General features: G+C 70.9%; 23 protein-coding genes and 1 tRNA gene. 17 read left to right on the forward strand and 7 right to left on the reverse strand.

Annotated elements, in window-relative coordinates; genetic code table 11:
• The first annotated feature begins 68 nt into the window (after nt 1–68).
• On the forward strand, nt 69–329 hold the full coding sequence (locus EV384_RS37175; RefSeq protein WP_130329467.1) for a helix-turn-helix transcriptional regulator: 261 nt from the start codon (nt 69–71) through the stop codon (nt 327–329).
• Here EV384_RS37175 and EV384_RS01730 read toward each other — a convergent pair.
• Nucleotides 316–1,560, reverse strand: a complete 1,245-nt coding sequence (locus EV384_RS01730; protein WP_242623902.1) for an NsdA family TPR-like regulatory protein — start codon at nt 1,558–1,560, stop codon at nt 316–318. The genes EV384_RS37175 and EV384_RS01730 overlap by 14 nt on opposite strands.
• Nucleotides 1,561–1,780: 220 nt before the next feature.
• On the opposite strand from EV384_RS01730, the gene EV384_RS01735 reads away from it, so the two are divergent.
• The 13 genes from EV384_RS01735 to EV384_RS01795 all read left to right on the forward strand — a co-directional run bounded on the left by EV384_RS01735 (nt 1,781) and on the right by EV384_RS01795 (nt 10,449).
• Entirely contained in the window at nt 1,781–2,101 is a 321-nt protein-coding gene (locus EV384_RS01735; protein ID WP_130329469.1) for a hypothetical protein, read from the forward strand.
• 245 nt (nt 2,102–2,346) lie between these two features.
• Nucleotides 2,347–3,273, forward strand: a complete 927-nt coding sequence (locus EV384_RS01740) for a hypothetical protein (protein WP_242623903.1) — start codon at nt 2,347–2,349, stop codon at nt 3,271–3,273.
• A gap of 85 nt (nt 3,274–3,358) precedes the next feature.
• Complete coding sequence (locus EV384_RS01745; protein WP_130329471.1) at nt 3,359–4,234, forward strand: FtsK/SpoIIIE domain-containing protein; 876 nt, start codon at nt 3,359–3,361, stop codon at nt 4,232–4,234.
• On the forward strand, nt 4,231–4,695 hold the full coding sequence (locus EV384_RS01750; protein WP_130329473.1) for a hypothetical protein: 465 nt from the start codon (nt 4,231–4,233) through the stop codon (nt 4,693–4,695). The genes EV384_RS01745 and EV384_RS01750 overlap by 4 nt, the downstream gene beginning before the upstream one ends.
• Nucleotides 4,696–4,795: 100 nt before the next feature.
• A complete protein-coding gene (locus EV384_RS01755; RefSeq protein WP_130329475.1) occupies nt 4,796–5,242 on the forward strand; it encodes a DUF6197 family protein in 447 nt (148 codons plus the stop codon).
• Nucleotides 5,239–5,538 carry a hypothetical protein gene (locus EV384_RS01760; protein WP_130329477.1) on the forward strand — a complete coding sequence of 100 codons (300 nt, stop codon included), beginning with the start codon at nt 5,239–5,241 and terminating at the stop codon, nt 5,536–5,538. The genes EV384_RS01755 and EV384_RS01760 overlap by 4 nt, the downstream gene beginning before the upstream one ends.
• Nucleotides 5,535–5,945, forward strand: a complete 411-nt coding sequence (locus EV384_RS01765) for an RRQRL motif-containing zinc-binding protein (RefSeq protein WP_130329479.1) — start codon at nt 5,535–5,537, stop codon at nt 5,943–5,945. Before EV384_RS01760 ends, EV384_RS01765 begins: the two co-directional genes overlap by 4 nt.
• Nucleotides 5,942–6,244 (forward strand): hypothetical protein, encoded by a 303-nt coding sequence (locus tag EV384_RS01770; protein ID WP_130329481.1) that lies wholly within the window; start codon nt 5,942–5,944, stop codon nt 6,242–6,244. The genes EV384_RS01765 and EV384_RS01770 overlap by 4 nt, the downstream gene beginning before the upstream one ends.
• Nucleotides 6,231–6,917 carry a hypothetical protein gene (locus EV384_RS01775; RefSeq protein ID WP_130329483.1) on the forward strand — a complete coding sequence of 229 codons (687 nt, stop codon included), beginning with the start codon at nt 6,231–6,233 and terminating at the stop codon, nt 6,915–6,917. The genes EV384_RS01770 and EV384_RS01775 overlap by 14 nt, the downstream gene beginning before the upstream one ends.
• Nucleotides 6,914–7,183, forward strand: coding sequence for a hypothetical protein (locus tag EV384_RS01780; RefSeq protein ID WP_130329485.1), 270 nt, complete (start codon nt 6,914–6,916; stop codon nt 7,181–7,183). The genes EV384_RS01775 and EV384_RS01780 overlap by 4 nt, the downstream gene beginning before the upstream one ends.
• The gene (locus EV384_RS01785; RefSeq protein WP_130329487.1) at nt 7,183–8,979 is read left to right on the forward strand and encodes a replication initiator; all 1,797 of its coding nucleotides are present in this window, start codon (nt 7,183–7,185) and stop codon (nt 8,977–8,979) included. Before EV384_RS01780 ends, EV384_RS01785 begins: the two co-directional genes overlap by 1 nt.
• 61 nt (nt 8,980–9,040) lie before the next feature.
• Complete coding sequence (locus tag EV384_RS01790; protein ID WP_242623904.1) at nt 9,041–9,208, forward strand: helix-turn-helix domain-containing protein; 168 nt, start codon at nt 9,041–9,043, stop codon at nt 9,206–9,208.
• A complete protein-coding gene (locus EV384_RS01795) occupies nt 9,208–10,449 on the forward strand; it encodes a tyrosine-type recombinase/integrase (protein WP_130329491.1) in 1,242 nt (413 codons plus the stop codon). The genes EV384_RS01790 and EV384_RS01795 overlap by 1 nt, the downstream gene beginning before the upstream one ends.
• Nucleotides 10,450–10,522: 73 nt before the next feature.
• On the opposite strand, the gene EV384_RS01800 is transcribed toward EV384_RS01795, so the two are convergent.
• Nucleotides 10,523–10,599, reverse strand: a tRNA-Thr gene (locus EV384_RS01800).
• A gap of 365 nt (nt 10,600–10,964) precedes the next feature.
• Between EV384_RS01800 and EV384_RS01805 the strand changes: the two genes are divergently transcribed.
• A complete protein-coding gene (locus EV384_RS01805; RefSeq protein ID WP_130329493.1) occupies nt 10,965–12,056 on the forward strand; it encodes an ABC transporter ATP-binding protein in 1,092 nt (363 codons plus the stop codon).
• Nucleotides 12,057–12,234: 178 nt separating this feature from the next.
• Nucleotides 12,235–12,831, forward strand: coding sequence for a hypothetical protein (locus EV384_RS01810; RefSeq protein WP_130329495.1), 597 nt, complete (start codon nt 12,235–12,237; stop codon nt 12,829–12,831).
• 62 nt (nt 12,832–12,893) lie between these two features.
• Here the strand turns inward: EV384_RS01810 and rlmB are convergent, their stop codons facing one another.
• Both rlmB and cysS read right to left on the reverse strand, forming a co-directional pair.
• Complete coding sequence (gene rlmB, locus EV384_RS01815) at nt 12,894–14,021, reverse strand: 23S rRNA (guanosine(2251)-2'-O)-methyltransferase RlmB (protein ID WP_130329497.1); 1,128 nt, start codon at nt 14,019–14,021, stop codon at nt 12,894–12,896.
• Nucleotides 14,021–15,436, reverse strand: a complete 1,416-nt coding sequence (gene cysS / locus EV384_RS01820; protein ID WP_130329499.1) for a cysteine--tRNA ligase — start codon at nt 15,434–15,436, stop codon at nt 14,021–14,023. The genes rlmB and cysS overlap by 1 nt, the downstream gene beginning before the upstream one ends.
• 93 nt (nt 15,437–15,529) lie before the next feature.
• On the opposite strand from cysS, the gene EV384_RS01825 reads away from it, so the two are divergent.
• The gene (locus tag EV384_RS01825) at nt 15,530–16,201 is read left to right on the forward strand and encodes an IclR family transcriptional regulator (protein ID WP_130340155.1); all 672 of its coding nucleotides are present in this window, start codon (nt 15,530–15,532) and stop codon (nt 16,199–16,201) included.
• A gap of 81 nt (nt 16,202–16,282) precedes the next feature.
• On the opposite strand, the gene EV384_RS01830 is transcribed toward EV384_RS01825, so the two are convergent.
• The 3 genes from EV384_RS01830 to EV384_RS01840 form a co-directional block, all read right to left on the reverse strand.
• Nucleotides 16,283–17,959, reverse strand: a complete 1,677-nt coding sequence (locus EV384_RS01830; RefSeq protein WP_130329501.1) for a S8 family serine peptidase — start codon at nt 17,957–17,959, stop codon at nt 16,283–16,285.
• A gap of 90 nt (nt 17,960–18,049) precedes the next feature.
• Nucleotides 18,050–18,790 carry an HAD family hydrolase gene (locus EV384_RS01835; protein WP_130329503.1) on the reverse strand — a complete coding sequence of 247 codons (741 nt, stop codon included), beginning with the start codon at nt 18,788–18,790 and terminating at the stop codon, nt 18,050–18,052.
• The gene (locus EV384_RS01840; protein ID WP_130329505.1) at nt 18,787–19,752 is read right to left on the reverse strand and encodes an EamA family transporter; all 966 of its coding nucleotides are present in this window, start codon (nt 19,750–19,752) and stop codon (nt 18,787–18,789) included. Before EV384_RS01840 ends, EV384_RS01835 begins: the two co-directional genes overlap by 4 nt.
• Nucleotides 19,753–19,829: the final 77 nt, after the last annotated feature.

Below are 19,829 nucleotides of genomic sequence, written 5' to 3' on the forward strand. Positions count from 1 at the left end.
CGGGCTTCGTAGCTATCGCCGTCAGCCGGCGTCGACTCCCATGCGGCCCTTGATGCCAGAATGAAGCCGTGGGAGCTGGCCCGGACACAACTGCGGAGTGGTGGACAACATCCGACGTCGCCGCGTACCTCGGCGTCAAGGTCGCGACCGTGACGAACTACCGGAAGCGGGGTCAGATGCCGGAGCCGGATGCGACGGTCGGGCGCACTCACATGTGGCGCCCGAGCCGGGTCGTGTCGTGGCATGAGAGCCGTCCCCGCCCTGGCGTCGGCGGTCGCCCAAGCCAAACAACCGAAGGCGGGAGCGACGACGGGGTCAGCTCGCGCTGAGGGCTCGAACCTCGTCGAGGTACGAGACGGCCTCCGGTTCCCTCGGGTACCGCTCCCGCAGCAGGGTCGCCAACTCCTTCGAACACATCAGAAGTGACGGCAGCGACTTGCGGTCTCCTTCTAGTGCCCGCCGGCCGTAGGAAACTGCGCGCTCAAGGTCTCCCGCCCTGGCCGCCACCACGCCGAGGGTGATCCGGGCTTCGGCGTTGCGCATCGGCTTCCGCTCGGTCCCGTCCGGCGCTGTCGAGGAGCGGATGACCTCGCGGGCGTACATCTCCGCGAGGCGGTCCTCTCCTGCAAGGCGGTAGCAGTCCATGGCGTAGAAGTCGAACTTGGCTGGGTCGACCACGAAGTGGTGGTCGGTGTCCTCGGGATACGGCAAAGATTCAAGCAGTGTTCGGCCCTTGTCCAGCGCCGTTTCTACCTGTCGCCTGTCGCCAAGCCGCGCCCATGCCTTGGCGCGCTGTGCTGTCAGTTGCACGGCCGCCCCGTCATTGGCCGCGACTGCCTCGCCAGCCTCGGCGGCCGCGATAACGCCTCGATAGTCGCCCTGCGTCAGTGCGTACCAGGCCCGCATCTCGTAGGCCCAGCCCGAGATGGCGGCGTTACCCGCTTCTTCGCCAAGCGTCAATGCAGCCTTGCGGGTGCCTTCGGCGATGCGCTTGAGCCCCATGTCGTACTCGACGCAGCCGACGAGCAACGCGACCCAGCCTGCGAGGGTTAGCACCTCCTGGTGCTGGACGAGCGTTAGCCGGCGATCCATCAGGGCGGTGATCCGACGCAGCCACGCTCGGCCCTCTACCCGTAGCTGTTCTGACGTCATGTAGGGGTACTCGCAGCACAGGCGGTCAGCAGTTATCCGTAGCGCTTCAAGCGTGGCGCTTGAGACGTCGGAGCTGCGCAGACGGGCGAGGATCTCAACCGTCTCCATGCCAGTGCCCGCGATCAGTTCCGCATCAGCTTCCCTGGGTGTCGCGGGTGGGAAGAATGCTGCGGTAACTGTGCCGAACGTCTTCGCGATGAGCGCCTTGTAAAAGCCGTCGGGCTCGGAGCTGCCTGCCTCCCACCTCTTCCAGTTCCGGAGCAGGGTGCTATCGGCGGGAAGCTGCTCGGTGGCATGTGCCCGCATCGCGCGCACGGCCTCTCCCTGAGACCACCCCCGGGCTGTGCGCTCGGCCCTCAGCCTGGTTGCCCAGACCGGTCGGTCAAGGTCGGCAGCGATGTCAGCCATGCAGCCAGTATCACCCCGGCCGAGGGGACATGGCGAGGGGACTTAGACCTGTCACCGCAGTGACACCTGTCGCTATAGGACAGTCAAGGCGATCGTTGTGGGTGTCAGTGAAACACCGGAGGAATTCCGGCGAAGGCCTGGCGTAGTACCAACTGAGTTGGTACTTTGACCGCAAGGCAGTCATCCAACAAGGGATGCGCCTAGACACAGGAGGTCTGTTGTGAAGCTGTTCGTGAACACCGAGGGCAAGCAGTTCCAGGCGACGAAGGACCCCGCGCCGAAGAACGACCCGAACGGCATCCAGAAGTCGGAGAAGGGAACGGGCCGGCCCATGTGGTCAACCCAGGTCTTCGTTCTCGACAACACTGGCGGCGAGATCATCACCATCACCACGGCGGGTGAGAAGCCGGACGTGACGGTGGGTCAGCTCGTCGCTGTCGAGCAGTTGGAGGCCATTCCGTGGGCGACCAACGGGCGCAACGGCGTCGCGTTCCGTGCCACCACGCTGAAGCCGAAGACGGGTACCTCGGCGGCCAAGTAGGTCCCGCTCGCAGTGCTGTGCCTGCCACTGGTGTCAACAGCATCCGAAGCGGCTGAGGTCCGCTGACCCATCCAACTGAACACGCAGTCCGGGAGTGGTTCCGACTCCTACGCTCCCGGCCTGGTGACCACGACCGGTGGTCACACTCACACCCTGCAAGAGCTGGCGCGGGGTCGGTCCGACTCCTACATCTGCCGACCCCGTGCCCTCCAACTCATCCACCCTCGTGCAAGGGAGGACTCGTCGTGTCCAAGTCTAGCCCTCGCCGTCCCTTCGGGCGGAAGTCCAGCGGGACGGTGACGGTCATCGAGGCCAAGGTTCACCGTTCCTCGGCGCGGAACGCCCGGCTGGCGTTCATCCTGACGGCGGTCATCGTCGGCCTGCTCGCGGCCGTGGTGGCCGCTTCCTACATCCACCCGATCCTCGCCCTGTTCGCCGGCGCCCTCATCGGCGCACCGCTGGGCGGTCTGGTCTGGGTGCTGGTGCGGATCTGGCCGGTGCTGCGGCTGCTGTGGTGGTGGACCCCGGAAGTCGGCATCACCACCGTCTTCGGCTTCGGCTGGGTGCAGATCGTCAACCGCACGCCGATGCTGGTGACTCTCGCGGTTGTCGCCCTGGTCGTCGGCGTCCCCGCCGCCATCCCGGCCACCCGCCACCAACTGGTGGCCTGGACCTGGTGCTTCGTCGTCAGGCACCGGCTGCGCGTGTGCTTCGCGCAGTTCATCATCGCCAACCAGTCCGGCAGCCTGCCGCTCATCCTGTGGGCCAAACCCACCCCGGTCGGTGAGCGGGTCTGGGTCTACCTGCGCCCCGGCCTGGCCATGGCGGACCTGGAAGGCCGTCTCGACCGCATCGCGGTCGCCTGCCACGCCTCCACCGTTCTGGTCGAGCGGGCCTCGGACGGCAACGCCGCCTATCTGCGGTTCGACATCAAACGCCGCGAGGTCCTCACCGCCACGGTCGCCTCGCCGCTGGTCGACGTCATCGACCCCGAGATCCCGGCAGCCGAGCGGATCGCGGCCACCGTGCCGACCGCCCTGGACCTGCCCGACGTCGACGTCCCCACCGTCACCCTGCCGACGCAGAAGAAGCCGCCGGCCACCGCCAACGGCAGCAAGCCCGCGGCGACCTCGTCGTCCGTGCCGGACGACGACATCTCCGACTGGATCTGACCCACACCCAACCCGGATGCGAGGGGCTGCTTCGGCTCGTTCGTGTGGTTCCTCGCGTCCACCCATCGCCCGAAGGAGGGCTTCCATGACCGCCACCACTGCCCCTGCTGCGGGGGTGCCGGTGGGGCCTGGCCTGTCGATGTTCGACCCCATCTTCGTCGGCATCGACGAGTTCGGTCAGCCCGTCTACATCACCCTCGCCTACCGCAACCTCCTCGCAGGCGGAGAACCCGGCGGAGGCAAATCCGGCCTGCTCAACACCATCGCCGCCCACGCCGCCCTCAGCGTCGACTCCCGCCTGGTCCTGCTGGACGGCAAGCTCGTCGAACTCGGCCAGTGGGAAGACTGTGCCGACGCGTTCATCGGCCCCAACATCACCGACGCCCTGACCGTCCTGCGACGGCTGCAGGTCGTGATGAACAACCGCTACGCCTGGCTCCGCGCCCACGGCCGCCGCAAGGTGACTGCCCTTGACGGGCTGTCCGTCATCACCGTGCTGGTCGACGAGATCGCCTTCTACTCCGCCACCGTCGGTTCGAAGCAGGAGCAAGAGGAGTTCGTCGCCCTCCTGCGTGACCTCGTGGCCCGGGGTCGGGCCGCCGGCATCCCCGTGGTGGCCGCGACTCAGCGGCCGTCGTTCGACATCATCCCGACCTCGCTGCGGGACCTGTTCGGCTACCGCGCCGCCTTCCGCTGCACCACTCCGAACAGCTCGAACATCGTGCTGGGTCACGGCTGGGCCGAGCAGGGCTACACGGCAACCGACATCCAGCCCACCAACCAGGGCGCGGCCTACCTCATCGCCGAAGGCGGCATCCCCCGCCGCATCAAGGTCGCCTACCTCACCGACGCGCAGATCGCCGGCATCGCCGACTACGCCACCTGGATCCGCCGACCCGCCAACCTCACCAAGCCTGCCGACGCGACCGGCAGCCGCACGGATTGGGAGATCGCCGCATGAGCACCATCGGCTACCGCGACACGACCCTGATCGGCCTGCCTGAGCAGGTCGCCAACGTCATCCGCAACCACCACACCGCCGGAACCCTGGTCGCGGTGACCGCACCCCGGTCCGTCTCGCCCACCGACCCGCGCGTCCGCGTCGTCGTCCGACTCGTCGACGACACCACCACGGCCACCCCGCCGGTGCGGGTCACCTCGCTGCGCACGCACATCACCAACCGCGTCCAGCACACGCAACGGCGACGCACCCGCCGCCGCATCGTCATCGCGGCCACCGTCACGGCCGCCGTCGTCGTCATCGGCCTGGCCGTAGCGCTCGTCTACCTCGTCGGCCACCTGGTGGCGTTCCTCGTCGACAACGCCGCTCTCATCGCCGGCCTCCTGGCCATCGCGGCGCTCATCCTCGCCGCCCTGCGCGGCACCACCGGCAGCGGCAAACGGCACTGCCCCGGCTGCTGACCCGCATCAAGAAACGGCCGACGGAACCGGCACAAGCCCTGGAAAGCAAACCCGGTTCCGCCGACCACCCACCACAGCCCACTGAAAGGACGTGGCTGCCATGAAGGCTACCCAAAACCCACCCACCACCGGGCAGGTCACCTCTGCTGACCTGCTGCGGATGGCTGCCCTCTACCTGCGCCGGCACGGCTGGACCCAGGGCACCTACTACGCCACCGACGTCCCCGCCGAGCACCCCACGCCGCCGGCCTGCGCCGTCGGTGCGATCGGCATCGCCTGCGCCGGACACCGGGTCAACCATTTCTCCGACCTCGACCCCGACGACCGGCACCCCTACCTCGACGCCATCGCCGTCCTGGTCGACTACCTCGACGACCACTACCCCATCCACCTGTTCGACGACGACGGCTACTGCATCGACGAACACACCTCCCCCTACTCCTGGAACGACGACCCGCTCTGCACCGCCGAGCAGGTCATCACGGCTCTTAAGGGAGCCGCTGAGGAATGGGACCGCCTCCACCAGCAGGGAGGCGAGAACCGATGAGCACCGTCAAGCACGCCTTGACGCACCTCCCGCGATCCCGGCGGCGTCGGGATGTCGTCGAGAACGACGCCTTCGCGGCCTTCGCCCGCCGCATCGTCCGCGCCCACGGCCGCCGCGTCGCCACCGGAGACGTGGAAGCCCTCCGCGACCTCGTCGCCCTGTCGGCCAACCTCGACGACGCGATCGGCGAAGCCGTCATCGGCCTCCACGCCTTCGGCTACTCCTGGGCCGAAATCGGCTCCCGCCTCGGCATCTCGAAGCAGGCCGCCCAGCAACGCTGGGGAGGCCAGTCATGACCGACCTTCGCAGCCACGACCTCGACGCCCTGACCGGGCGCACCGGCATCCGGGTCGAGTTCTACGACCCGGCCGGCACCCGCTACGGGTTCCCCACCTTCCCCTACCTGACTGCGCCCGCCGGCCTGGCCGCCCGCCGGCAACTGCGCGCCGCTGGTCTTCGACCCGGCGGTCATGACCCGGTCGCTCAGATCCTCTGGCGGCACCGGGCGCAACGCCGCGTCGCCTACCTCTACCGGCTCGACCTCGCCGCCCCGAAGCGGACCGCCACGCCGGCCCAGCGGGAGGCCATCGCCAAGGCCCTTCGCGCCCGCCGCACCTGCCGCACCTGCCAGCGGGTGAAGCCCTACTACATCCCGCGCCGGACCGGCTCCTGCCTCGACTGCACCCCGGGAGGTGCCCAATGACCGCCACCACCGCAAACCTTGCCGCCGAAGAGCGGATGACTCCCGACGACTACGCCGTGACGGCCCTCGCCGGCTACTTCGCCGACTGCGGCCCCCTGTCCTTCGAACGGTTCCTGTCCGGCTACTACGCCGAATCAATCCGGCTCATCCAGGAAGCCCACCTCACCGACTGCACCGCCGGCGACGGCGAGCACTGCGCCACCTGCGACAGCATCCGGGTCGGCCTCGTGGGTCTGCTCGCCGAGCAGCGCGCCGTCACCTCCACGCCTGAGGGGGTGACCGGCCATGACCGGCACTGACCGGAACGCAGCCGGTCCTCGCATCGAGGGCTTCGCCCTGGTCCTCATCCTTCTTCTTGTCGCCGGCTTCGCTGGCGCGGCCTCGTTCACCCACGTCAAGGACTGGACGCTCGCCAACTCCCCGGACGGGACCGGGGCATGGTTCGGCTGGGCCAACGCGGTCATCTCCGAACTCGTTCCCATCGCCTCCCTGTTGACCATCCGCCGACGCCGCCGGGCCGGCGCTCCGATCGGCTACCCGCTGTTCCTGCTCATCGCCGCCGCCAGCCTCTCCCTGGCCGCGCAACTCGCGGTCGCCAAGGCCGGCCCTTCCGGGTGGCTCCTGTCCGCCGTCCCGGCTTTGGCGTTCATGGCCTTGGTCAAGCTCGTCCTCGCCCCGGCACCGGCCGGGCCGCAGGACACCCCGCCGGCCTCTGCGCCGGCTGAGCCGATCCGCGTTCAGATGGCCAAGCAGACCACCGAGCCAGCACCGCCGGCCGCCATCACCCCGGCCCCCAAGCCGGAACCCATCACCGTCCCGACGCACCTGCTGCCCACCGCCCGCTTCGCTGCCGTGCAACACGAACAGTCCACCGGGCAACCCATCACCGCCGCCGAGCTGGCCGACCGACTCGACGTCGCCCCGGCCATGGCCGGGCAGCTCCTCACCACCATCGCCGGTGGTGCCCGATGACCATCTACCTCGTCGACATCGAGCAGGTCATGCACTCCTGCCCGGCTCACACCGAGACGCACCCGTTCGACATCCGCCGCACGCTCGTCGACGTCACCCCCGGCGGACCCTGCCGCGCACCGGTCACCATCCGCTGCGGCGACACCGTCACCCAGATCCCCTGTCACCGGCACGAGCCGGCCAAGCGCCAGTGCGGCGCCTGCCGGGTCATCGTCACCGAACGCACCATCACCACCCGCACCCTCGCAACCGAGGTAGCGGCCTGATGGCGTCGACGCTGGACCCCACACCCCGCGCCTCGGCCCGGGGTGTGGGCTCGAACGCCGACACCATCCCCCCGGTCTTCGACTACACCGCCGCCGGCTCCGCCTTCCAACGCGCCACCCGACCCGACTACTTCGGCTGGCTGGAACACGTCCGCGCCGCCGCCGGCTGCACCCGCCCCGTCCGCCTCGCCGGCCAACTGCTCACCGTCGATCCCTCGACCGGCCGGATTTTGGAGCAGCGGCACACCGACGGGATGCCCGACTCGGTGATCTACACCGCCTGCGGCAACCGTCGGGCAACGGTCTGTCCGTCCTGCGCGCAGACCTACCAGCGGGACGCGTTCCAGCTCCTGCGCGCCGGCCTGGTCGGGGGCAAGGGCGTCCCGGAGACGGTCGCTTCGCATCCGGCGGTGTTCGCGACCTTCACCGCTCCATCGTTCGGGCCGGTCCACGTCCGGGTCGTCCGCAGGCACACGTGCGGCAACCGGAAGCGGTGCGACTGCCGGCCTGACCCGTGTCACGCTCGCCGCGCCATCGACCCGGCCGCCGGCCTCTGCCCCCACGGCCGGCCCGCCGTCTGCTGGGCACGCCACGAGCCCGGCGACGCCGTGCTCGGACAGCCGCTGTGCCTGGACTGCTACGACCACGACCACCAGGTCGCCTGGAACCTGTTCTCCGGCGAGTTGTGGCACCGCACCAAGCAAGCCGCGGAACGGTGGCTGGCCAAGCTCGCCCGCCGCCGGGGCATCCCCCGTGTCGAAGTTGTCACCGCCTCCGGGAACACGCGGAAGGTCCCCCCGGTCCGGCTCTCGCCCGGGAAGGTCGCCGAACTGCAAGCGCGGGGAGCGGTGCACTTCCACGCCATCGCCCGCCTCGACGGCGTCGACCCCTCCGACCCCGATGCGGTCGTCCCACCGCCGGCTGGGTTCACCGTCGCCGACCTCGTCGACGCGCTCCGGCACGCCGCCGCCCAGATCGCCTTCCACACCCCGCCCCACCCGGACCGCCTCGAGGGCTGGCTCATCAGGTGGGGCGAGCAGGTCGACGTCCGGCCGATCAGCACCAGCGGCAGCGGTGAGGTCACCGACGGCATGGTCGCCGGATACCTTGCCAAGTACGCCACCAAGAGCACCGAGGTAACCGGGCACCGTTCCGTCAGGCTCGACGCCGACTCGATCGGGGACTACGCCGACCCCGACGGCGATCACACCGCCCGCCTCATCGACGCGTGTTGGCGACTCGGCCGACCCACCAGCACGCCACGGCCCTTGTCCGAGCGGCCCCGCGACCGTCGGCCCGCGCCCGGCTTCGTCGACCGCTGGGAGTGCCCCGACTGCGGCACCCACACCCGCTACGCCGCCTGCCCCGTCTGCATCGCCCACCGTCAAGCCACCCTTGACGCCCAACCGGCCAGCAGACCGACGGCCAGTCCGTACGCCCGGCTGCGGCGCTGGGCGCACATGCTCGGCTTCGGCGGCCACTTCCTCACCAAGGGCCGCCGCTACTCGGTGACCTTCCAACTCCTGCGCGATACCCGCATCGCGTACCGACGGCACGAGGACCGGGCCCACGAGCACCCGGCCGCCGGCGGCCCACCCACCGCCCATCTCGACGAGGACACGGCGCTCATCGTCGGCACCCTCACCTTCGCCGGCGTCGGCTGGCACACCACCGGAGACGCCCTCCTCGCCAACACCGCCGCCGCCATGGCCAGAGAGCGACGAACCACCGGCCGCGAAGAACTCGCCCACGAACTCGGCACCGCCCCGGCCGATGCTGCGCCGGCTGCTGCCTGACCCTGTCCCGCCACACGAGGAAGGCCAACCGTTGGACAAAGCCCCTCTGATCACTCCTCGCGTGCTGCGCGTCGAGGAAGCCGCCCGAGCGCTCGGCATCGGCCGCTCACTCACCTACGACCTGATCCGTTCCGGCCAACTGCGCTCCTTCAAGGTCGGCAGCCGCCGCCTCATCCCCGCCGCCGCCATCGACGAAGTCATCACCACGCTCACGGAAGAAGCCGCCTGATGCCCAGACAGCCCAAGCCCAGTCAGACCAACGCCCGCCGGAACCCCAACGGCGAAGGCTCCATCTACCAGCGGTCCAGCGACGGTCGCTGGGTCGGACAGGCATACGTCCTCGCCACCGACGGCACCCGTAAACGCACGTTCGTTTACGGGGCCACCTGGGAGGAAGCACACGCCAAGCTCGTCGAGCTGAAATCCAGATCCCAGCGCGGCATACCCGTACCCGACCGGGCCTGGAAGCTCGCCGACTACCTGCCCTATTGGCTAGCCGCGTACGTCACCGATCTCAAGCCCACCACCGCCCGTGGCTACGAGAGCGCCGTCCGGCTGCACCTGATCCCGGCACTCGGCACCAAAGGCCTCGACAGCTTGCAGGTCCAGCACGTCAAAGCGTTCATGGACGACTTCCGGCGCAAGTGCCTCTGCTGCACTAACGGCCTCGACAAGATCCGCCCTGCTGACCGGCGGTGCTGCTCCGTTGGCCGCTGCTGCCAGCACTACCCCAGTTCTCGACAGATTCAGTTCGTGCACGCGGTGCTGCGCAACGCGCTCCAACACGCCATGCGCGAAGAGCTGGTGTCCCGCAACGTCGCCAAGCTCGTCCGGATTCCCTCGCCCCGCTACAAGGTCGGCAAGGGGCTGTCGGTCGACCAGGTGCGCAAGATCCTCGCCGCCTCCGCCGGACATCGCCTCCACGCCCTCTACGTCGTGGCCGCCACGATGGGCCTTCGGCGCGGTGAACTGGTCGGGCTCCGCTGGTCGGACGTCGACCTGGACGAAGGCACCCTGCGGGTTCAGCAGACCGTCCAGCGGGTGGCGGGACTGCTCCACGTCCAGGACGCCAAAACCGAGGACTCCGAGGCGGTGTTGCCGCTGCCCGAGATCACCTGGCTCGCTCTGCTTGAGCACCAGGAGCGCCAGCAAGCCGAGCGAGCCACGCTCGCCGAGGTCTGGAAAGACCACGGCTTGGTGTTCCCCTCCGAGCGGGGCACCCCGATGGAGCCGACCAACCTCAGCCGCTCGTTCGCCCGGCTCCGGGAGACCGCCGGCCTACCCGGTGTCCGCCTGCACGACCTGCGGCACACAGTCGTGTCCCTGTTGATGGAGCTGGGCGTCCCGCCGCACGTCGTCCAGGCCATCGCCCGGCACGCCGACGTGAAGATCACGCTCAAGGTCTACGCTCACGCCAACCTTGACGCGATGCGCCAGGCGCTCGGCAAGCTCGACGGGCGGCTGTCATGAAGCGCGTTGCTGTCAGCGTTGCTGTCATCCGGCCTTCTCGCGGCGGCCACCGCCACGAAACGCCTGATGGAATTGGAGCCCCCGGCCGGGGTCGAACCGGCGACATCTCGCTTACAAGGCGAGTGCTCTGGCCAGCTGAGCTACAGGGGCGAGCGGTGCCGTCGTCAGCATAGCGACTGGCGTCCGAATTTCCCGCTCGGCAGGCCTCCCGAGCATGGGAAACGTCAACTTCCCGACCCCCGACACCGACGGATCGACGCCGGAAGCCGCCCAGTACCGGTGAGGTTGATGCCCGGGAGTGCCCGCGTGACCGGAATGCGCAATGCCGTCCGTCCCAACGGCTGCCCCTCGTCTTGGCAGGGTCGGAAAACCCGTTTACCGTGCAGTGCACGGACGACGGTCCGGCTGGCCTCGGCTGCCCGGGCAACGCCCGCTGGCCGGCACCGTACGGCGCCGGTCGCTCCTTCACTCGGATCGTCCGGCACGTTCCTGCCGGTGAAAGGAAGCGCTTCACCATGGCTACGGTCACCTACGCGAAGGCGTCCCGGATCTACCCGGGCACCGAACGCCCCGCGGTCAACCAGCTCGACCTCCAGATCGGCGACGGGGAGTTCCTCGTCCTGGTCGGCCCGTCGGGCTGCGGCAAGTCCACCAGCCTGCGGATGCTCGCCGGCCTCGAGGACGTCGACGACGGCGCGATCTACATCGACGACCGCGACGTCACCCACCTGCCGCCGAAGGCCCGCGACATCGCGATGGTCTTCCAGAACTACGCCCTCTACCCGCACATGACGGTGTACGAGAACATGGCGTTCGCGCTCAAGCTGCGCAAGACCTCGAAGTCGGAGATCGACCGGCGGGTCAAGGAGGCGGCCGCGCTTCTCCAGCTGGAGGAGTACCTCAACCGCAAGCCGAAGGCGCTCTCCGGTGGTCAGCGTCAGCGGGTCGCCATGGGCCGCGCCATCGTCCGCGAGCCGCAGGTCTTCCTCATGGACGAGCCGCTGTCGAACCTCGACGCCAAGCTCCGCGTCCAGACCCGTACCCAGATCGCCTCGCTGCAGGCCAAGCTGGGCATCACCACGGTCTACGTCACCCACGACCAGGTCGAGGCCATGACCATGGGTCACCGGGTCGCGGTCATGCTCGACGGCGTGCTCCAGCAGGTGGACACCCCGCGGGCGCTCTACGACACCCCGGCCAACGTCTTCGTCGCCGGCTTCATCGGCTCCCCCGCGATGAACATCAAGACCGTGCCGCTGACCGAGCAGGGCGCCGCCTTCGCCGAGATGCACATCCCGCTGACCCGGGAGCAGGTCGAGGCCGCCCGCGCCGAGGGCGGCGACGGCAAGGTGACCGTCGGCTTCCGCCCGGAGGACTGCGACATGGTCAGCCCGACCGAGGGCGGCATGCCGGTCGTGGTCGAGCTGGTCGAGGACCTGGGCTCCGACGCCAACGTCTACGGCCACGCCGCGCTCGAGGGCCTCAACGAGCGCTTCGTCGTCCGCACCGACCGGCGCCACATGCCGAACATGGGCGACACCGTGTTCGTCAAGCCGCGCGCCGGCCAGAGCCACGTCTTCCACGCCGCCACCGGCACCCGGATCTGACGTACGCGACAAGAGAGGGGCGGTCCGCTTCGGCGGACCGCCCCTCTCGTCGTACCGGGGTGCCGCCGGCGGCGCTCCTGCTACCTGGGAGCCACGGGAGAAGTGGCTCCTCGGGTTGATCCGGTACGGCCCACTCCGCTCATAGCGTCACGGCAGCTTCCCGACCCGAGGAGATGCCATGACCACCATGTCCGACCCCGCCACCCGCCAGCCGTCACCGCGCTCCCGGGCGTACCGGACGGCCCGCCTCGCCGGCCGCAGCCTGGCCTACTGCGCGGCGCTGGCCCCGGTCGCCTTCGTCGCGTTGGTGGCCGCCCCGCTGGGCCGGTCCGACACCGCCGCCGCACGGTGGCGGGCTCTGCGCACCGGGCTGCTCGGGGCGCCACCGGTCGCCGGCCCCGGACGGCGACCGGGCCCGGTCGCCGTCGCCGGCCACGGAGTGCTGAGCCTGCTGCTCGGCGTCGCGGCCCTGGTGCCGCTCGGCGTCGAACTGCTGATGGTGCTGCGTGGCGTCCTGTACGGCATCGTCGACCCCGGTCCGTACACGAACTCGTGGGGCGGCCCGACCCGGGCCGGCGCGTGGCTGGCGCACTTCCTCGTCGGCCTGCCGCTGGCCGCCGCCGGCCTGGCCGCGCTGGTCGGGATCGCCGCCGTGCACCAGCGCCTGACCCGGGGCCTGGACGGGGCGCGGCCCGCGCCCTGGCTGATCCCGGTCACGCTGCTGATCGCGCTGGCCGGGGCGCTGCTCTTCGTCGCCTGGACCCACCAGATCTAGGAACGCGGAGAGGCCCCTGCCACCACCGCCGACGCGGCAGGGCAGGGGCCTCTCCTACGTGCTCAGAGTTCCTGGGCGCGGCGGCGGGCGACCTCGGCGAGGGTGACCGCGGCGGCGACGCTGGCGTTGAGCGACTCGACCTCGGAGATCATCGGGATGCTGACGGTCAGGTCGCAGGTCTCCCCGACCAGCCGGGACAGCCCGCGCCCCTCGGAGCCGACCACCACCACCAGCGGCCCGACCGCGGCCTCAAGGTCGTAGAGGTCGGTGTCGCCGTCGGCGTCCAGGCCGACCACCATGAAGCCGGCGTCCTTGCAGGCCTTGAGCGCCCGGGTCAGGTTGGTGACCTGGCCGACCGGCACCCGCGCGGCCGCGCCGGCGCTGGTCCGCCAGGCGGTCGCGGTGATCCCGGCGGCCCGCCGCTCGGGTACGAAGACACCCTGCGCGCCGAACGCGGCGGCGGACCGGATCACCGCGCCGAGGTTGCGCGGGTCGGTGACCCCGTCCAGCGCGACGAGCAGCGGGGCGGGCTGCTCCAGCGCGGCCGCCATCATGTCCTCGAACGGCTCGTACGCGAACGGCGGCACCTGCAGGCCGACGCCCTGGTGCAGCACGCCTCCGGTCATCCGGTCCAGCTCGGCGCGGCTGATCTCCAGGATCGCGATGCCCCGGTCGGCGGCCGTCCGGATGATCTCGTTGATCCGGTCGTCCATGTCGATGCCCTGAGCCGTGTAGAGGGCGGTCGCCGGCACCTGGGCGCGCAGCGCCTCCAGCACCGGGTTGCGACCGACCAGCAGCTCCGGGCTGTCCTTGGCGGGGTTGGACTTGCGGCCCGGCGCGACCCGCGGGCCGGAGCGGCCGGTGGGCTTGCCGCCCCGGCCGCCGGCGCCCCGGGCCGCCGGGACGCCCCGACCGCCGCCCTTGCCCCAGGTGGTGTCCTTGCTGCCCGGCTGGCCGATCTTGGGGGCCCGCCCCTCCTCGGCCGCCGCGCGGCGCTCCTTGTCCTGCTTCCAGGCGGTGCGCTGGGGCAGCTTCTCGGTGCCCGAGTACGCCTTGTGCCAGGGTCGCTCGTCGGCGGGCAGGGTCTTGCCCCGGCCGGCGAGGGAGTCCTTGTTCTTGCCGCCGGAGCCCTTCGGGGCGCCTGCCTTCGGGCTCAGTCGCCGGCCACGGCGCTGCGAGTTGCCGGCCATCAGTCCTGCTCTCCAATAGTCCAACGCGGGCCCTGGGGGGTGTCCTCGACCACCACGCCGGCCTGCTTGAGCTGGTCACGTACGGCGTCCGCGGCGGCCCAGTCCTTGCGGCTGCGGGCCTGAGCGCGCTGCTCGAGGGCGAGCGCGATCAGCGAGTCCACCACGCCGCGCAGGTCCTCCGTGCCGCCGCCGCCGGTCCAGGCCGGGTCCAGGGGGTCGACGCCGAGGATATCCAGCATCGCCCGTGCGGCGGCCAGGGTCGTGCGGACGGTCACATCGTCGCCGATGGTGAGCGCGTTGTTACCGTCCCGTAGTGTGCGCTGGAGCACAGCGAGGGCGGCCGAGGTGTTGAGGTCGTCGTCCATCGCCGCGACGAACGCGGCCGGCAGCTCGCCGGGCTGGCCGCCGCCGACCCGCTCGGCGGCCCGCACCACGAAGCCCTCGATCCGCCGGTACGTGACGGCGGCCTCGCGCAGCGCGTCCTCCGAGTAGTCGATGACCGACCGGTAGTGCGCGGCGGCGTAGTAGTAGCGCAGATCGACCGGGCGCACCCCGAGCGAGTCCACGTACGCCAGGTCGAGGGCGTTGCCGAGCGACTTGCCCATCTTGGCGCCGCCGATGCTGAGCAGCCCGTGGTGCACCCAGTACCGGGCGAAGGGCAGGTCGGCCGCCTGCGACTGGGCGATCTCGTTCTCGTGGTGCGGGAAGGTCAGGTCCAGCCCGCCGCCGTGGATGTCGAACTCCGCCCCCAGGTAGCGCCAGCACATCGCCGAGCACTCGATGTGCCAGCCGGGGCGGCCCCGGCCCCACGGCGAAGGCCAGTAGGCGTCGGCCGGCTCGTCCGGTTTGGCACCCTTCCAGAGGGCGAAGTCGCGCGGGTCGCGCTTGCCCCGTTCGGGGGCGTCCCCGGCGGACTGCATGTCCTCCGGGGACTGCCCGGACAGCGACCCGTACGCCGGCCAGGAGGCCACGTCGAAGTAGACGTCGCCGGAGCCGTCGGTGGCCGGGTAGGCGTGCCCGGTCTCGATCAGCCGGCTGATCAGCTGGTGCATCTCGGGGATGTGCCCGGTGGCGCGCGGCTCGTAGGTCGGCGGCAGCACGTTGAGCGCCCGGTACGACTCGGCGAGGATCAGCTCGTTCGCGTACGCGATCGACCAGAACGGGCGGCCCTGTTCGATCGCCTTGACCAGGATCTTGTCGTCGATGTCGGTCACGTTGCGGATGAAGGTGACCTCGAAGCCGGCGGCCAGCAGCCAGCGGCGCAGCACGTCGTAGTTGACGCCGGAGCGAAGGTGACCGATGTGCGGTGGGGACTGGAGGGTGAGACCACACAGGTAGACCCCCACCTTGCCGGCTTCCCGCGGGACGAAGTCCCGCACCGATCGGGTGGCGGTGTCATACAGGCGTAGCGTCACCATGCAAGGGTAGCCGTCCGTGCATTTCGAGGTTGGCGGGAGCCGGGTCGTACGCTGCGTGCTGTGGACACGTCGGCACGCGCGGGTGAGCCGCTGACCCGGCCCGGGGAAACGGCGGCCGGTCCCGCCGCGCGCGGCGGTGAGACGGCGCAGACGCTGGACCGGGGGCTGCGCCTGCTGCACCTGGTCGCCGACGCCCCCGGCGGGCTGACCGTCACCGAGGCGGCGAACCGGCTGGGCATCGGCCGGGCCGCCGTCTACCGGCTGGTCGGCGCGCTGACCGGGCACGGCATGCTGCGCCGGGACGGCGACGGCCGGCTACGCCTCGGCGCCGGGGTGCTGCACCTGGCCCGGCGGGCGCAGCCACTGCTCGCCGAGGGGGCGCTGCCCGCGCTGCGCCGACTGGCCGAGCAGGCCGGTGCGACCGCGCACCTCACCGTGGTCGAGGGCGGCGAGGGGGTCGCCCTGGCGGTGGTGGAGCCGAGCTGGACGTCGTTCCATGTGGCATACCGGGCCGGGTCCCGCCATCCGCTGGAACGCGGGGCGGCGGGGCGGGCCATCCTGGCCGGGCGGTCGGGCGCCGCCGGCCCGCTGAGCACCAGCGGGGAGCTGCAGTCCGGGGCGTACGGGGTGGCCGCGCCGGTGCTCGGGGTGCCCGGGCTGGAGGCGAGCGTCGGGGTGGTGTCGTTGGCCCCGCTGGACGTCGACGTGGTGGGCGCCCAGGTGGCCGCCGCCGCCACGGCCATCGCCGCCGCCCTCTCCTGACGGGCCGGCCGAGCCGAGCAGCGCACACGCGAGGGCCCGGGCGACCGACGGTCACCCGGGCCCGCACGGTGGTGCCGGCTGTCACATGGGGGTGGTCACCGCGGCGTACGCGTCGACGATCCCGTACCCGTAGAAGCCGTTGAACTCCTCGCCCCCCTCGCAGTAGGCGTTGAACTGGCCACTGCGGTCCTCGCGCTGGTACGTCTGCGTCCGCGGCTGCGGGCAGGCGTGCTCGTCGGCGGTGGCGTAGAGGTGGCTCTCCACCGCGTCCGGCGCGAGCCCGAACCCGCCCTGGGTCGCGCTGCCGAACCGGCTGACGATCAGCGATGCGACGCCGGCGGCGTGCGGCGACGCCATCGACGTGCCCTGCAGGTAGGTGTAGTAACCGCACGTACCGGTGGCGGTGCACTGCTTGAAGACGAAGGTCTGGGCGTCCGGCACGACGTTGCCGTTCTCGTCGACCGAGCCCTCCTCCTGCAGCACCTTCTTGGGGTAGCTGGAGAGGATCATGTTGGCGTCGGTGCGGTAGGCGTCGGTCCCGTAGCCGTCGCGGAACCAGCCGCCCGGCGCAGCGACCGAGATCTGCTCGGTGCCGTAGTTGGAGTAGTCGGCCTTACGGCCCGACGGGCCGACCGACGAGACGCCGATCACGTGCGGCCCTTCCGCCGGCAGGTCGAGGCAGGTGTCGTTGTCGATCGGCCGGTGGTACGGCGCGGGGCCGTAGTCCGGGCTGCTGGTGTCGACGCGGGGCTTGCCGAGGTCCTCGTGGTTGTTGCCGAGGGCACCGACGAGCGTGACGCCGTGGTCGTGCGCGTAGTTGAGCGCCCGCTTCATCGCCGTGATGATGGCCCGCTGCTCCGCCCGGGCCTCCGGCGAGTCGGTCGGGTTGTTGGTGCAGTTGTAGAGCCACGGGTCGACGTAGAACGACATGTTGACGACGTCGAGGCCCTTGTCGCCGGCGTGGACCAGCGCGTTGACGACCGGGTCGAGGAAGAAGTACCCCGAGTCCTGGCCACCCTTGAGCTCGACCAGGGTGACGCCCGGCGCGACGCCGGAGACCCCGAAGCCGTTGGCGGCCGCGCCGACGGTGCCGGCGACGTGCGTGCCGTGCCCGCCGTCGTCGGTGCCGACCGGGTCGAGACAGCTCGCGACCTCGCACGCACCGTCGATGTCAGTCATGTCCGGCGCGAAGTTCTTCGACAGCGACCAGCCGAAGTTGGGCGCGATGTCCGGGTTGCTGGCGTCGATACCAGTGTCGAGGATGCCAACCTTGACGGTCGACCTGCCGTCCTCGACGGCGCGGGCCCGGTCGGCGTGGATCATCGACAGGCCCCACAGCTTGTCGTCGAGCGGGTCGAGGCCGGTGGGACCCTTCGCCAGTTCGATACTGCCCTTGGTCTTCGCGGCGGTCGCCAGGTTTTCGCGCTCGACCTTGTCGAGGTCGGCCCGCGGTGCGTAGCCGACGGCTTTCCGCTGCGCCGCGCCGACCAGAGAGCCGCTGCCGGCGACCCTGCTGGCGAAGTCGGCACGGTTGCTGACCACGCGGAACATGCCGACGCTGTTCGTGCTGGAGACCACCGTTCCGCCTGCGGCCTTGATGGCGGCGATCGCCGTGCTGGCGGAGACACCGTCCTTCGCCACCACGGTGAAGGTCCGGGTGCTGGTCGGCCCGGCGTTGGCCGGTGCGACCAGACCGGTCACCGTGAGTGCCAGCGCGGCCGCGATCGCGACCCCGCCGGCGGTGAAGCGCTTGCTCACCACATCAGATCCTCTCGTTGAGGGACGTGGCAGCCATCACATAACACCAGAGCTGATTTACGCCAGACAACCGTCCGGAATAGACCTCAATCAGGCATTCGTCGGTTCCAGCTTGACCAGCGCGTCCGACAGTTCGGCCAGGGTGGACACCTCGGCGTCCGGCGAGAGACCGGCCGGACGGGGCAGTCCGAGCCGGTTGAGCCAGACCGCCCGCAGTCCGGCCCGTTGCGGCGCGACCACGTCGTGCTCCGGCGAGTCACCCACGTACACGATCCGCTCGGCGGGCACCCCGGCCGCCGCCACCACCGCGGCGTAGAACTCGGGCGCCGGCTTCTTCGGCAGACCGTTCTCGTGCGCGTACAGCTCGAAGGCGAACTCGCCGGCGAGCCCGCAGCGTTCGGCGCGGCTGTTGCCGTTGGTGGCGAAGCCGAGCAGGTGGCGCCGCCGCAACGCGGCGAGCGCCGGCAGCGCGTCGGGGAACGGTCGGGTCAGCGCGAAGCGCCGGGCGAAGAAGAGGGCGGCCATCTCGTCCAGGTGCTCGTCGAGCCCGGCCCGGGCGAGCGACCGGGCCAGCGCGGTCCGCCGGATCTCCTGCACGGGCGCGGCGCTGAGCGCGCCGAAGACGGCACCCCAGTCGGCCTCCAGGTCCGCGAGGCGGACCGCGGCCGCCGCCGGGGTCCGGCGCCGCATCTCCGCCAGTACGGCGACCAGCGCGCCGGTGACCGCCGGGCGCAGGTCGAGCAGGGTCTCGTCGGCGTCGAAGACGACGGCGGTCGGCGGGCCGGTGGGGCGCTCGCCGCCTTCCGCCGGCCCGGGTGGTGGCGTGCTCACCGCTCGGTGGCCAGGGCCGGCTCGGCCGGGTGCCCGGGTCGCGCCGGCTCGGGCGTCGCGCGCAGCTCGTCGACGCGGACCAGGGCGACGCCGGCAACGATCAGCGCGCCACCGGCGAGCTGGACGACGGTCGGCAGTTCGTTCAGCACCAGCCAGGCGATGAGCACCGCGAACATCACCTCGGTCAACCCGACGAACGACGACAGCCGCGCCCCGAGCAGCCGCGCCCCGGCGATCCCGGTGAGGTACGCGACGACCGCGGCGATCAGCGACAGGCCGGCGATGGGCACCAGCCAGCTCATCCGGTGCCCGGCGAAGCTGACGTCGGCGAGGCCGGCCCGCAGCGGCAGCACCCCGACCGCGCCGAGCAGGAGCAGGACCAGGGCGCCGACGGCCATGCCACCGCTGGCCATCACCACCGACGGCAGTCGGTCGTCGACCCGGCCGGCAATCACGAAGTAGCCGGCCAGCCCGACCCCGGCGCCCAGTCCCCAGAGCACGCCGACCGGATCGAGCCGGCTGGCGCCGGTCAGATCCAGCACGAACACCAGCCCGCACAGGGCGGTCACCGATCCCGCCACGGTCAGCGCCCGGGGTCGCTGGCCGTGGACCAGCCACATCCAGCCGACCACGAGGACGATGCCCAGGTACTCCAGCAGCAGCGCGACGCCGACCGGCAGGTAGCGGACCGCGTTGAAGAAGCACGCCTGGGCGAGGGCCACGCCGAGCAGTCCGAACACGACGACGGTGCCGGCGTTGCGGCGAAGCACGTCCCACCGGCCGCGCAGGGCCAGGAGGGCCGGCACGGCGAGGACCAGCGCGGCGATGCCGACCCGGGCCACCACCACCGCCTCGGCCGACCAGTCCCCGGTGATCAGTGGGCGGGCGAAGGTGCCCGAGGTGGCGAAGGTGAGAGCGGAGAGCAACGCCAGGCCGAGGCCGACTCCGGGCCGTTCACGCATCGGTACGCTCCTTGGCCCGCCGGCCGGTCATGAGTCAAATGGGGTTACGCTCATGACGCTAGGCCGGCACCCTGACA

The sequence above is a fragment of the Micromonospora kangleipakensis genome (assembly GCF_004217615.1).
Classification (GTDB): domain Bacteria; phylum Actinomycetota; class Actinomycetes; order Mycobacteriales; family Micromonosporaceae; genus Micromonospora; species Micromonospora kangleipakensis.